At 74.7% G+C, this 13,608-nt stretch carries 10 protein-coding genes; 5 read left to right on the forward strand and 5 right to left on the reverse strand.

Annotated features, from left to right (window positions below; genetic code table 11):
- Positions 1-16 precede the first annotated feature (16 nt).
- From ELQ40_RS03450 to ELQ40_RS03465, 4 genes are read left to right on the forward strand one after another with little or no spacing between them, the layout of a single operon-like run.
- Complete coding sequence (locus ELQ40_RS03450) at positions 17-862, forward strand: alpha/beta hydrolase (protein ID WP_127792422.1); 846 nt, start codon at positions 17-19, stop codon at positions 860-862.
- 12 nt (positions 863-874) lie between these two features.
- A complete protein-coding gene (locus ELQ40_RS03455) occupies positions 875-1,690 on the forward strand; it encodes an MBL fold metallo-hydrolase (RefSeq protein WP_127792423.1) in 816 nt (271 codons plus the stop codon).
- 56 nt (positions 1,691-1,746) lie between these two features.
- The gene (locus tag ELQ40_RS03460; RefSeq protein ID WP_127792424.1) at positions 1,747-2,478 is read left to right on the forward strand and encodes a hypothetical protein; all 732 of its coding nucleotides are present in this window, start codon (positions 1,747-1,749) and stop codon (positions 2,476-2,478) included.
- The gene (locus ELQ40_RS03465; protein ID WP_240665924.1) at positions 2,475-2,957 is read left to right on the forward strand and encodes a DNA alkylation repair protein; all 483 of its coding nucleotides are present in this window, start codon (positions 2,475-2,477) and stop codon (positions 2,955-2,957) included. The genes ELQ40_RS03460 and ELQ40_RS03465 overlap by 4 nt, the downstream gene beginning before the upstream one ends.
- Positions 2,958-3,030: 73 nt before the next feature.
- On the opposite strand, the gene ELQ40_RS03470 is transcribed toward ELQ40_RS03465, so the two are convergent.
- From ELQ40_RS03470 to ELQ40_RS03490, 5 genes are all read right to left on the reverse strand, one after another.
- Complete coding sequence (locus ELQ40_RS03470; RefSeq protein WP_127792425.1) at positions 3,031-3,708, reverse strand: ABC transporter ATP-binding protein; 678 nt, start codon at positions 3,706-3,708, stop codon at positions 3,031-3,033.
- The gene (locus ELQ40_RS03475; protein WP_127792426.1) at positions 3,705-4,694 is read right to left on the reverse strand and encodes an ABC transporter ATP-binding protein; all 990 of its coding nucleotides are present in this window, start codon (positions 4,692-4,694) and stop codon (positions 3,705-3,707) included. Before ELQ40_RS03475 ends, ELQ40_RS03470 begins: the two co-directional genes overlap by 4 nt.
- 5 nt (positions 4,695-4,699) lie before the next feature.
- Positions 4,700-7,555, reverse strand: a complete 2,856-nt coding sequence (locus ELQ40_RS03480) for an FtsX-like permease family protein (RefSeq protein WP_127792427.1) — start codon at positions 7,553-7,555, stop codon at positions 4,700-4,702.
- On the reverse strand, positions 7,552-10,587 hold the full coding sequence (locus ELQ40_RS18720; protein ID WP_164863461.1) for an FtsX-like permease family protein: 3,036 nt from the start codon (positions 10,585-10,587) through the stop codon (positions 7,552-7,554). Before ELQ40_RS18720 ends, ELQ40_RS03480 begins: the two co-directional genes overlap by 4 nt.
- Before the next feature lie 159 nt (positions 10,588-10,746).
- Positions 10,747-12,522, reverse strand: a complete 1,776-nt coding sequence (locus ELQ40_RS03490) for an L-aspartate oxidase (RefSeq protein WP_127792428.1) — start codon at positions 12,520-12,522, stop codon at positions 10,747-10,749.
- Positions 12,523-12,593: 71 nt separating this feature from the next.
- On the opposite strand from ELQ40_RS03490, the gene ELQ40_RS03495 reads away from it, so the two are divergent.
- On the forward strand, positions 12,594-13,562 hold the full coding sequence (locus tag ELQ40_RS03495; protein WP_127792429.1) for a LysR family transcriptional regulator: 969 nt from the start codon (positions 12,594-12,596) through the stop codon (positions 13,560-13,562).
- Positions 13,563-13,608 lie beyond the last annotated feature (46 nt).

The following is a 13,608-nucleotide window of genomic DNA, read 5'->3' on the forward strand; positions in this document are numbered from 1 at the left end:
ATTCGGAGACCAGATCATGACCGATGCACCCGACGACATCCACCGCCCCCCGATCGTGCTCGTCCACGGCCTGTGGATGACCCCCTCGAGCTGGGACACCTGGGCCGAGCGGTTCCGAGCCCGCGGCCACGAGGTCATCGTGCCCGGCTGGCCCGGGATCGACGACCGTACGCCGCAGGACGTCCGCCGCGACCCGAGCGCTCTCGAGAATCGTTCGATCATCGAGATCGTCGACTCCTACGACCGGATCATCCGGGCGCTGCCCGAGCCGCCGATCATCATGGGCCACTCGTTCGGCGGGATCTTCATCCAGATGCTGCTCGATCGCGGCCTGGGGGTCGCGGGGGTGGGCGTCGAGCCGGGGCAGCCGGCGGGGATCCTGACGCTCCCGTTCTCGACCCTGCGGACCGGCCTGCCGATCCTGTCGAACCCGTTCCGGAAGGGCAAGGCGAACGCGTTCAGCAAGCGCCACTTCCACTACACGTTCGGCAACGACCTCACGCGCGAGGCATCCGACGTCGAATGGGAGCGGAGCGCCGTGAACTCCGTGAACCGGGTGTTCTTCGAGGGCGTGCTGTCGCTGCCGCGGCCGAAGAGCGGGATCACGCGGGTCGACTTCCACAAGCCCGACCGGGCACCGCTGCTCCTGATCTCCGGCGAGATCGACCACGTCGCGCCGCCGGCCATCCAGAAGGCCACGCTCGAGCGGTACGCGACCGGTCCCTCCCACGTCGAACGGATCGAATTCCCCGGCCGCACCCACCGCATCGTGAGCCAGGACGGCTGGGAGGAGGTCGCCGACTACGCCCTCGACTGGGCGCTGTCGCACGCGACGAGCACCCGGCCGGCCGTCACCGGCTGACGACCTCCGGCCATGCGCATCACCCGCGTCGGCGGACCGACCGTGCTGGTCGAACTCGGCGGTTGGCGGATCCTCGTCGACCCGACGTTCGACCAGCCCGGTCGCCGCTACGCGTTCGCGCTCGGCACCTCGAGCGTGAAGACCCGCGCACCGGCGATCGAGCCCGACCGGCTCGGTCCGATCGACGTCGTGCTGGTCAGCCATGACCACCACGCCGACAACCTCGACGACGCCGGCAGGGCCCTGCTACCGGAGGCGGGGTTCGTCGTCACGACGGCGAGCGGCGAGCGGCGCCTCGGCCTGCCGAACGTCCGCGGCCTCCGTCCCGGCGAGTCGACCGTGCTGGACGCGCCCGGGAAGCCGTCGCTGGAGGTGACCGCGACGCCGGCGCGGCACGGGCCCCCGCTGAGCCGGCCGATCGTCGGCGACGTCATCGGGTTCCTGGTGCGTCAGGGCGCGGCCGAGTCGGTGGAGCGTGCGTCGTCGCCTGACGACCTGTGGGTGACCGGCGACACCGTGCTCACACGGGAACTGCGGACCTTCGCCGGCGGGCTGGACGTCGACGTCGCCGTCGTCAACGCCGGCGGCGTGCGATTCGGCGCCACCGGGCCGATCCGCTACACGATGACCGGTGCCGAGGCGGTGGAACTCATCGGCCTGCTGGAGCCCAGGGTCGCGGTCCCCGCCCACTACGACGGCTGGTCACACTTCCGCGACGGAGAGGACGGCATGCGCGCCGCCGCCCGGGCCGCACCGGCGGAGGTGCGCGACCGGATCCGCTGGCTGCCCGACGGCGAGGCCGTCGACCTCGCGGCTCCGGTGAGCTGATCCGGCTGAACCGGCTCGCGTGCGCCGGCGGTGCGCGGTGCTGCGAGACTCGACGCATGAGCGCAGACCAGACCCGGCCGACCGAGGCGACGCCGTCGGAAGGGGCACCGATCGAAGCACCGCCGACCGACTCGACGGCGACCGCGCCGGACGACATCGCGCCGGACACCACCGTGCCCGACGCCACCGTGCCCGAGGCATCCGGCCGACGCCGTCCCGGCATGGTCGCGTCGATCGTGATCACGCTGGCGGCGCTCGCCGTCGGCTTCCTGGTCTTCGGCCTGAGCCCGGCGATCTTCGCGACCCTGTACCTCGGCATCGCGGCGGCCTGGGTCGCGATCCCGTACACGTTCGTCGCGATCGTGGCGCGGGAGGTCACGGCGAGGCGCGCCGCGAGCACCCGGGTGGGGGAGTCGGACCGCTGCGATCGCGCCTCGGGATTCGCGCTGTTCCGTCAGCGTGCATCCCTCGTCACCGCGATCGCGATGCTCGTGACCCTCGCGGTCACGGCGATCGTCGCGGCGACGACGATCGCGGGTGAACCGGAGTTCGCGTTGCCGGGCTCGACGTACCTGTACTCCGGCGTGGTCGGCGTGGTGGGCGGTGGCTTCGCGATCGTGGTCAACGCGCCGTCGATCTATTCGACGACCGTCGTGCAGGCCGAGCGCCGCGCGATCCGTGAGCGGGCCGGCGCGTGGCGGTTGATCCTCGCGAGCACGATCCTCACGACCGCGTCCTGGATCGCCTATTGCGTGTTCGGCCTCTACCTGCTGGCCGAACTGACGTGACCTCGCCGGCGGCCGAGTTCATCGACCGCACCCTCCGGATGGAGGGCACGGAGACCCGCGCCTGGGCCGACGAAGAGCGCATCGGCGGCGGGCTGCGCTTCTACGGGGCATCCGTCGGCGCAGTGCGAGGCACGGTGCGCGACGCCGGGCGGCGCCACCGCGACCTCACCCACGACGAGGTCACGGCGCTGGCGTCCGAACTGTGGGCGCGACCCGTCTACGAGCGTCGGCTGGCCGCGATCGTCCTGCTGCAGCGATGGGTGCCTTCGCTCGTCGGCAACGACCTCACCCGGATCGAGGGGTTCATCCGCTCGGCGCGGGTCGACGAGCTGGTCGATCCGCTCGCTGTCGACGTCGTGCGGCCGCTCCTCGAACGGCTCACGGATGCCGACGCCGAGCGCGCGCGGCACATCGTCGAGCGGTGGGCGCGCGACGAGGAGCCGGGCCTGCGCCGCGCGGCGGAGCTGGTGCAGGAGTGACGGCAGGGTCGGCGACTCCGCCGTCCGTGCGCACGGCCCGCAGCGCGGGCACGGCCCGCAGCGCGGGCGACCGTCACGCCGAGGCGCGGACCCTCCCGTCGTGCAGTTCGACGACCCGGTCGGCCCGTGCGGCGAACGCGGGATCGTGCGTCGTCACCACCGCTGCGACCTGACGAGCGTGCACGAGCTCGACGATGAGGTCCATCACGGTCGCCGCGGTCGCGCTGTCGAGCTGGCCGGTCGGCTCGTCGGCGAGCAGCAGCTCGGGGCGCACCGCGAGCGCGCGGGCGATGCCGACGCGCTGCTGCTGACCGCCCGAGAGCTCGTAGGGGCGCTGCTCCGCGTGGTCGGCGAGCCCGACGAGCGCCAGCGCCTCGGCGACGCGGGCATCGCGTTCGCCCGGTGCCACTCGCTGGAGCCGCAACGGCACCTCGACGTTCTCGGCGGCGGAGAGGATCGGCACGAGCCCGAAGGACTGGAACACAATGCCGAGGCGGTCGCGCCGGACCGCGGCGAGTTCGTCCTCGGAGAGCCTCGAGAGTTCGAGGTCGCCGAGGCGGACGGTCCCGCTCGTCGGGCGATCGAGGCCCGCGAGCACGTTCAGGAGGGTCGTCTTGCCGGCCCCCGACGGACCGGTGACGACCACGAGTTCACCGGGAGCGGCTTCGAGCGACACGCCCTCGAGCGCGTGCACCTCGCCCGCGCGGCCGGAGAAGACGCGCCGCAGGTCGTCGGCCCGGAGGGTGCTCATCGGGCCTGCTCCTGATCCTGCGCGTCGCCATTCTGCGCGTCAGTGGTGCCGGATGCACCAGTCGCGCCGTCGGCGGCCCGGCGTCCGCGGTTCGTCGGTCGTTGCTCGTGGCCGGGGAAGACCTCGACGTGGTCGGCCTCCAGGGCGAGTCGCACCCGGTCGCGCAGCGCGAGCTGCTCGACGAAGTCGTGGGGCAGCTGCATCCGCCCGACCCGGTCGAGCACGGCGAACTCCTCCGCGACGGCGTGGGTCTCGCCGTGCTCGTCGACGTGCGTCGACCGGAGCACCTCGGTGGAGGTCCGTCCGTCGCGGATCTGCACCGTCCGTCGGACGTGGCCGGAGACGGTGGGGTCGTGCGTGACGATGAGCGTCGTCACCCCCAGGGCCTCGTTCACCGATCGCATGGCGTCGAGCACCTCGGCGCTCGTGGTCTCGTCGAGCTCACCGGTGGGTTCGTCGGCGAGCAGCACGAGCGGCCGGTTGGCGAGCGCGACGGCGATGGCCACCCGCTGCTGCTGGCCGCCCGACAGCTCGGCCGGACGCCGGTCGGCGAGCTCGGCGACGCCCAGGAGGTCGAGCACCTCGGCGACGCGTCCGCCCCGCGCGTCGCCGCGGGCGGTGCGGGCGACGTCGATCGCGAGCGCCACGTTCTCGGCGGCGGTGAGGTAGGGGAGCAGGTTGCGCGACGTCTGCTGCCAGACGAAGCCGACCGTCCGCCGCCGGTACGCCACGCGTTCGCGTGCTCCCATCGCGAGCAGGTCGTGGCCGGCGACGGTCGCGGCTCCGGCGGTCGGGGTGTCGAGTCCGGAGAGGATGCTGAGCAGCGTCGACTTGCCGGAGCCCGAGGCGCCGACGACCGCGACCATCTCGCCGGGTTCGACGCGCAGGTTCAGCCCCTGCAGGGCCTGCACCTCGACGCCGTCGGCGCTGAAGATCCGGACGAGGTCGACGCACCTGATGTGCGGCTCGACGGTGGATGGGGCCATGTCGGTCAATCCTCCTCCTTGCGCAGGGCCTGTGCGGCGTCGAGCCGCCGCCCCGTTCCGGCTGCCACGACCGCCGCCGCGGCGGCGACGACGGCGAAGCCCACCACCACGCCGGCGACGAGGACCGGGTCGACGGTGATCGTCGGCGGGTCGTCTCCGGTCGTGAACCTCGTCAGGTCGATGCCCGGCAGCACCGCGTACGGGATCAGGATGCCCAGCGCGGCGCCGACGACGACCGCGACGGCGGTCACGGGCGCGATCTCCCACACCACGAGCCACCGGGCGTCGCGGCGGCCGAGGCCGAGCGATCCGAGCAGCGGGAGCAACCGTTCGCGACCCGGCCGGCCGACGACGAGCGTCAGCGCGAGCGCGAGTGCCGTGAGCGCTGCGGTCAGTGCCAGCGCGGCGACGAGCGTCGCGGTGAGTCCGCGCATCGCGGGCCGGTCGGCGTAGCCGTCGGCGAGGTCCGCCGGCTCGTCGAGCACACCGGATCCGGCGATGCCGAGGATGTCGGCCGCGACCGCCTCCCGGTCGGCACCGGGTGCGTACCTGATGAGGACCTGGCGAGGAACGAAGGTGTCGGCGAACGGTTCGGCAACGGAGCGGTCGATGAGGATCCAGGCGGTCCGCGACGAGAACGGCGTCCGTGCGTCCACGACGCCCGCGACGGTGATCTCCCGGCCGCCCATGCTCACGTCGGCGGCCTCCTCCAGTTCGTCCGCGACGAGGCTCGACACCACGACGGGCACCGGCGACTCGTCGTCCCCGGTGTCGGCGGTCGACACGAGGCCGTCGGGCAACGCCAGCGCCTCCGGCTCGCCGGCCTGCACGACTCCGAGGTCGTCGACGTCGACCACGATCAGGACGGGCGTCTCGCGGCGGCCGTCGACCTCGAGCTCGACCGATCGGACCGAGTACGCCGCAGCGGTCGCCTCCACGCCCGGAAGGTCGGCGATGGCCGCCTGCTGCTCCTTCGTGAGCGGGACCTCGTGGAGGATCGCGTCGGCACCGACGCGTTCGGCCGCGACCCGGGAGACCCCGGCATCGACCGTGGACAGCACGACGGTGGAGCAGACCGCGACGGCGACGCCGACGACCACGGCCAGCACCGGAACGAGACCCGCGGCCGGGTCCCGCAGCGCCCGTGCCGCGCCGAGGAACGGCACGAGCGATCGACCGGCCTTGGCGCGGCGCACCAGGGCGGCGAGCGGCAGCGGGTAGAGCCGCAGCACGACGACGCATCCGGCGAGGGCGATGAGCAGGGGGACCGCGGCGAGCAGCGGGTCGATGCCGGAGGCGGCCTCGTCGGGCGTCCCGCCGACCGCTCCGGTGCGGCCCAGCAGGAGGAGCCCGACCGCGACCGCGGCGAGCACCACGACCAGCGCCTCCCAGACCCAGCGCAGTCGCGACGGTGCGGCGCCGAGGTCGGCTCGCGCGCGGCGGAGCGGGCTCAGCGTGTGCGCCCGTGCGACGAGCAGCAGGGCGGGCGTCGCCGCGAACACCGCGGCGACGACCCATCCGCCCCAGGCCGTGGTCGCGGGCGACACCGCGACCGCGAGGATGCCCCCCGCGACCGCGGCCGGGATGCCGATCGCGAGTCCTTCGGCGCCGAGGATGCCTCGCAGCCGCGCGTCGTCGGCACCGCGCGCGGCCGCGAGCTCGAGGCCCGACCGGCGGCGTTCGAAGACCACGCTCGCGCCGAGCACGATGACCGCGACGAGGACGCCGGCGGGTCCGGAGACGATCGTGGCGAGCACGGCGTCGACGGCGGCCTGCTCGGCGGCCTGCTCGGCGAGCAGGTCACGCAGCCCGCCGGCGAAGCCGACGTCGCCGACGATGCCGTAGGTGCCGTTCCACGAGCCGTCGCCCAGGCTGAAGACCGAGCTCTGGAACTCGCCGAGCTGCCCGCGCAGCACCGCCAGCTCGGCCGAGTCGATCGCGTCCGCGTCGACCGGGAACCACGCGGAGGTCTTCGACGGCAGCGGCTGGTGCTGCAGGTGGGTCCAGCTCGCGGGATCGACGAAGGCGACGCCGGTGATCTCGGGCGGCGCGTCGCCCCTCGTGATGACCGTGGGCTCGAGCGCTGCGTGGGCGTGCGTCCAGAAGCCGTCGTCGGGATCGATCGCGTCGGCGATGCCGACCAGCACCACCGGCATGCTGCCGAGGCCGCCGAGGTCGGCGGTGCGAGGTTCGCCGACCGGCCAGGCCATGCGGTCGGCGACCGCGGTCGTCAGCAGGAGTTCCACGGGTGCCGTGATCGCCGGGGCCTGCGGTGGCCACTCGTCCATCGCGGTCGGGTCGCCCGCGACGGGCGGCGGGCCCGGGATCGGGGCGGGCCAGGCGCCCTCGACCAGGCGCAGGTGCTCGCGCATGCGCGGATCGACACCGGGCATGATGCGGTCGACGCGGCCCTGCGGCGACGCATCGGCGGCGAGGGCACGCGAAGGACCCGAGGAGAGGAACACGAGCGGGTCGCCGAGCTTCGAACGCAGGGGCTCGGGGAGTTGGTCGAGCCGCTCGTGCAGGCGCTCCTCCTGGGCGCCCCAGTTCGCGTCCACGTCGGGCTCGAGCGTCGTACCCGCTGTCGAGGGCCCGAGCGCGGGTCGCTCGCCGAACTCGACGGCGGGATCCAGTTCGAACGCGGTCATGGCGCCCAACCGCTCGTGCAGCGACGACGTGTGCAGGGCTTCGACCGCCCGCGGCACGAGGACGGCTGCGAACGCGGCCACGGCGACCAGGAGGGCGAGCAGTGCCGACGGGCCGGGGCTGGCGGCGATCGAGCGGGCGAAGAGCCCGACGGTGCCGAGGCGGGAGCGGTGCCGGCGGGCGCGGTGGATGCGGGCGCGGTGGAGGCGGGTCATCCCTCGTCTCCGATCGTTGTCGCCGTGCGGCCGCGTGCGGCCGTGCGGGCTCCCGCCACGGCGGCGATGGCCAGCGCGAGCCCGGCGAGGATCGCCAGCGCGACGGCCCATGGGAGCCACTGGGCGGCGAGCTCGACCGGGAGCGCCGCCGGTGCGCCGGGCACCGCCGCCCGGACGAGCCCCGGCACGGTGGTGACGCCGGCGAGGACGCCGACGCCGATGCCGACGGGGACGGCTGCGGCGAGCAGCCAGGCCAACTCGGCGAACCGCGCCCTTCCCTGGGTGCCGGCGCCGACGCCGAGCGCGCGCAGCACGGCCGTCTCGCCGGTTCGGCCGGCCGCGAGCGCGGACGCCAGCGCTCCGAGCGCGATGAGGGCGAACACCGCGGCTCCGGCGGCGCCGATCCAGAGGGCGTCGATGACGGACCCGACCACGGCCGCCGCCGAGGCGGTCGCGGCAGTGTGCACGGCGAGGGCGACGGGTTGGGCCCTGACCAGGTCGGCGGCGACCCGTTCGGGATCGTCCGCAGCGAGCCACCGCTCGTCGTAGGCGGGAACGCCGGCGCCGTCGGCGAAGGCCGCCGCCTGCAGGCCGCCGAGGTCGGCGAGCAGGTCGCCGCCGCCCGGCAGGGTGGGCGCGAACCCGGCCACCGTCGCGTCGACCGCGGCACCGCCCACGAGGATGCGGAAGGCGAGCGGGTCGCCGCGGGCCGCGTCGATCTCGCTCGCGAGACGCCCCGTCACGATGACGGGGAGCGCGACGGCGGCGCTCTCGGCGACCACCCGACCGGTCGGCTGCGTCGAGGACAGCACGGTCTCACCCGACAGCTCGACGGGCCGGTCCCCGACGCGGATGCCGCCCAGCACCGCGCGCGGGTCGCCGAGCCCGCGTGCGCCGTCGAGCTCGAACTCGACGCCCAGCAGTGCGAGGCCGTCGATCGGCGGAAGGTCGGCGGTGAGGTCCGCCGCGGCGCCCACGGGGACGGAGCCCAGTGGGATCGCGACGGCCGCACCCGCGGGACCGGTCACCCACGCCCGCGCCGCCACCGTCCCGGGTGTCCCGGCGGGCGCATCGGCGCGGACCTCGGCGCTCAGGGTCGCACCACCCTCGACCGGTATGCCGGCCGGTGCGACCGGCGGCGCGCCGTCGGGAGCGGTGAGCCCGGCCACGTCGTCGAGGCCCCGAGCGCCGGGCGCGAGTCGATCGACCTGCGCCGCCGGCAGGGCGACGAGCTGCGCCGGGTCCGAGCCGAGGCGGACCTCGCCGGTGAAGACCGGTCCGCTCGCCGAGACGCCGTCGATCGAGAACGGGTCGTCGAGGGCGAGCGCGTCGGCGCCCGCGACCACGCCCCTGCCGGACAGGATCACCCGGACGTCGGCGCCCTCGCGCGCGACCGCCGCGCGTTGCTCGAAGCCCGCCCAGGTGCCCGACAGCGCCGACGCGAGCGTCAGGCCGCCGACCGCGACCACCGTGACGAGGGCGGACGATGCGTACAGGGGCGAGCGCCTCGCGAGCTGGCGCATCGGGAGCGCGGGCACCAGCCCGCGCCGCAGCGCTGCGGCGCGCTCGAGCAGTCGCCCGACCGGTGCGGCGAGCAGGAGGGCGGCCAGCGCGGGCGCGACGAGCACCAGCACCGGCGCGAGCACCGAGAGGCCGTCGGGCTCGCCCGCGACCAGCGGTCCGCCGTCGAGCAGGAACCGGCCGACCGCCACCGACGCGACGAGCGCCACGAGGGCGACCGCCCCCGTCGCCGCGAGCAGCGAACTGCGGCCGCTGTCGTCGCCCGCGCCGCGCACGAGGGGTCGCCGTGCCTCCGCCCAGGCGACGACGGCGACGATCACGACGGCGGCGACGGCGCACACCGCGGCCGCCGACCCTGCGAGCAGCCACGATCGCGGTTCGGCGGGCCGGGCGAGGGCGAGGACGCCTTCGGCGGCCAGCAGGCCGACCGCGGCGGCGGGAACCGCGATCACCGCTGCCTCGGCCGCGGCCGAGCCGACGATCCACCGCACGGATGCCCCGCGCGAGCGCAGCAGGGCGGTCTCCCGCCGTCGCGCCTCGGCCAGGAGGGTCGCGAGCCGCCAGAGCGCGATCGCGGCGGACACGCCGACCACCGCGAGGGGCACGGGTGCCAGCGCCCCCGCTGCACGATCCGCCGCGACCACTCGACCGACCGTCTCGGCGAGCGCGCCGTGGGTCGACACGCCGGTGTCGCCGATCGCCGGGTCGGCGCGCAGCGCGGGCTCGACGTTCGGGAGCACGGCGGCGACCGCGGCCAGCTGGCGGGCGGTCGCGGTCGCTGCGGGGACGGTCGCCGTCCACCGGACCCGTACGGCCGTCGGGAGCCCGGCGACGACGGGTTCGTCGACGAGCAGGGGGCCGGAGGCGGCGTCGAGCCGGCCCGCCGCGGCGAGCGCGTCGCCGAACCAGCGCGGGTCGCCCGGGTCGTCGGGACGCCAGGTGCCGGTCACGACGACCCGCGCCCCTCCGTCCGGGATGACGAGGACGTCGCCCGGCTCGACCCCGAGCGCGTCCGCCGCATCCGCCTGCAGTGCGGCCGGGGAGGCGTCGTTCGCGCCGGCGAGATCGGCGGCGCCGGGATCGTCCGGCCACGTACCGGCGACGAGGGTCGAGGCGTGCGCGGCATCCGGATCGGCGAGCAGCACGACCGCGGGCGCCTCGCCGTCTGCCATCGGGGCGAGCGGCCGGTCCGGCCGATCGACCACGACCGGGTCGCTCGCGACCGAGCGCTGCCACTCGGCGCCGCGCGACGCGAGCATCCGGTCGAGCACCGGCGCCGCGGCCGCGCGCTGCGCCTCCGCGTCGGCCTCGAGTCGGGTCGTCCATCGCATCGCGCCCGCTTCGCCCCGCGCACGGTCGAGCGCATCGGAGACACCGGCTGCGGGCGCGGTCGTCATGAGGTCGGACAGTCCGCCGGCGAGCGCGGCGGCGACGAGCACCGTCGCGGCCATGCCCGCGAGCACCCCGATGCGCGCGCGTGCGCGGGCGGCGCGCATCCGGCCGGTGCCCATCGACGGACTCCTCGTGGTTCAGGTGTCGGGCGCAGGGGGGTCGGCCCGATATCACCCGTGTCCGATCGAGGGCGACGGGGACGAGGCGAGTCTAGGCGACGATCCGAGTGGCCCGACCGCGTCCGCATCGTGCACGGTCGGCACCGGGTCGGCGGCGCCCTATTCGACGAGCTTGCCCACGGTCGACACGTCGCGCATGAGCGCCGCGATCTCGTCGGGGATCGGCGGGATCTCCTCGCGCGTGACCCCGGCCTGCGGCGACCAGACGAGGTTCACTTGCAGGGAGGCATCCGTCTCGGGGAAGTCGCTGCGGTTGTGGCATCCGCGGGTCTCGCGCCGTTCGAGCGCCGCTTCGAGGGTGGCGCGCGCGGCGAGCGCGGCCGACCTCAGGTCGAACGCGTGCGCGAGGTCCTGGTACCCGGCGATGTCGGGGTGCACGCCGATGTCGGCCATGCGCGCCTCGATCGCGTCGAGCTCGGCGAGTCCCTGCCGCAGGCCCTGCTCGTCGCGGACGACGCCGGCGTGCTCGGTCATCGTGTTGCGGATCGCGCGCTGGAGGGCGCGCACGTTCTCGCTGCCGTCGGCTGCCAGGAGTCCGGTGATCTCGTCGCGCGCGGCCTGCACCGCGGCCGGCGACCGCCGCTGCGCGGCGAGCCCGCGCGAGTACTCGATCGCGGCCTGCCCGACGATCCGGCCGAAGACGAGCAGTTCGATGAGCGAATTGCCGCCCAGTCGGTTCGCGCCGTGCAGGCCGCTGGACGCCTCGCCGATCGCGTAGAGGCCGGGCACGTCGGTGCCGTGGTCGTCGGGGCGCACCCACACCCCGCCCATCGAGTAGTGCGCGGTGGGCGCGATCTCGATCGGGTCCGTCGTGATGTCGAGCATCTGGAGCTCGAGCATCGTCTGGTAGACGCGGGGGAGGCGCCGCATGATCGTCTCGCGGGGCAGGTGCGAGACATCCAGCCAGACGCCGCCGTTCGGGGTGCCGCGCCCCTCCTTGATCTCGGTGTAGCAGGCCAGCGCGACCCGGTCGCGCGTCGAGAGCTCCATGCGCTCGGGGTCGTACTTCGCCATGAAGCGCTCGCCGAGGGCGTTGCGCAGGATGCCGCCCTCGCCGCGGGCCGCCTCGGAGATGAGGGTGCCGGCCGCGTTCTCGGGCTCGATGATGCCCGACGGGTGGAACTGCACGAGTTCGGGGTCGCGCACCCGGCCGCCGGCCTCGACCGCGAGGCGCCACGAGTCGCCGGTGTTCTCGTCGCGGCGCGACGATGTGCGCCGCCAGATGCGGTTGTGGCCGCCGGCGGCGAGGATCACCGCGTCGGCGTGGATGAGGTACCGGGTGCCGTCGGTCAGGTCGAAGCCGTAGGCGCCGAAGACCGCGCCGTCGTCGTTCACGAGGATCCGCGTGACGTAGACGGAGTCGAGGATCGGCACATCGAGCTGCGCGGCCCGGTTGACGAGCGTGCGCTGGATCTCGAGGCCCGTGTAGTCGCCCGCGAAGGCCGTGCGCCGGTAGGTGTGCGCGCCGAAGAAGCGCTGCGAGATGCGGCCGTCCTCCTCCCGGGCGAACGGCATGCCGTAGCGCTCCAGGTCCTCGATGCCGCGGGCCGCGCCCTCGGTGACGGTCTGCACGACGCGCGGGTCGGCGAGCAGGTAGCTCTCCTTCAGCGTGTCGGCGGCGTGCTGCTGCCAGCTGTCGTCGGCGTCCATCGTGGAGAGCGCCGCGTTGATGCCGCCCGCCGCGAGCGCCGTGTGCGCGTCGGACTTCGGGCGCTTGCCCAGTGCCAGCACGTCGACGCCCGCCTCCGCGAGTTCGATGGCGGCGCGCAGCCCCGAGCCGCCGGTGCCGATGACGAGCACCGTGGTGGAGATCTGGCGTTCCGGGGTGGTCGGGGGCGCGGTCGACGGAGTGGACGGAGATGGGGTGGCGGTCATGCGAGTCAGGTTAGGTCGCGCTGCTTCATTACTCCAATGCATATTCAGCGTGAAGATGATGCGCGTAAGGTATGGGTGTGAACCTCGAGCAACTGCAGTCCTTCGTCTCGGTCGCCGAGACCGGCAACTTCACCAAGGCGGCCGACCAGCTCTACCTCGCGCAACCGACCCTGAGCCGCCAGATCACCGCGCTCGAGCAGAGCCTCGGCGCACCGCTCTTCCACCGGGCGTACGGCGGCAGCACCCTGACCGCCGCGGGTCAGGCGCTGCTGCCGCTCGCGCGGCGCATGCTCGCCGACGCCGAGTCGGTGCACCGCGAGCTCGCCGAGCTCGCCGGGCTCCGCCGCGGCCGGGTGCGACTCGGCGCCACGCCGACCCTGTGCATCAGCCTCGTCGCCGAGGTGCTGAACGCCTTCCACGCCGCGCACCCCGCGATCGAGCTGCACCTCTCGGAGCACGGATCGCGCCGGCTGCTCGACGAGGTCGCCGGCGGGGAGCTCGACCTCGCCCTGGTCACCACGTCGGATGCCACGCCGCCCGGCGCCCGCTACGCGCTCAGCCCGCTGCTCGTCGAGGAGCTGGTCGTCATCTCGTCGGCGCAGGCGCCGCCGATCACGACCGGGGACGCCGTCGGGCTCGAGCAGGTCGCGCGCCTCCCGCAGATCGAGTTCAGTTCGAGCTACGACCTGCGGGCCGCGACGGATGCCGCCTTCCGCGAGGCCGGCCTCGCCCCCGAGGTCGTGCTCGAGGGCGCCGAGATGGACGCCGTGCTGCGCTTCGTCGAGCGCGGGCTCGGGGTGGCGATCGTGCCGGCGATGGTGCTCGTCGACCGGCCGGGACTGCGAGCGGCACGGCTGGTCGGTGCCTCGCGCGCACCGGCCGGTGCCGCGACGGCCGCGCTCGAGCGCACGATCAGCCTCGCGCTCCCCGCCGACGTCGCGCCGACCGCGGCGGTCGAGGTGATGCGGCGCACGATCGCGGCGACCGCGACGGCCTTCGCCGCCAGGTCGGGTGACACGATGCGGATCGCGCAGCGGTAGGCGGATTCCGCGGCCGCGTCGTCGTCCTCGCCGACCTGCCCACGGC

The organism is Agromyces sp. LHK192, assembly GCF_004006235.1.
Classification (GTDB): domain Bacteria; phylum Actinomycetota; class Actinomycetes; order Actinomycetales; family Microbacteriaceae; genus Agromyces.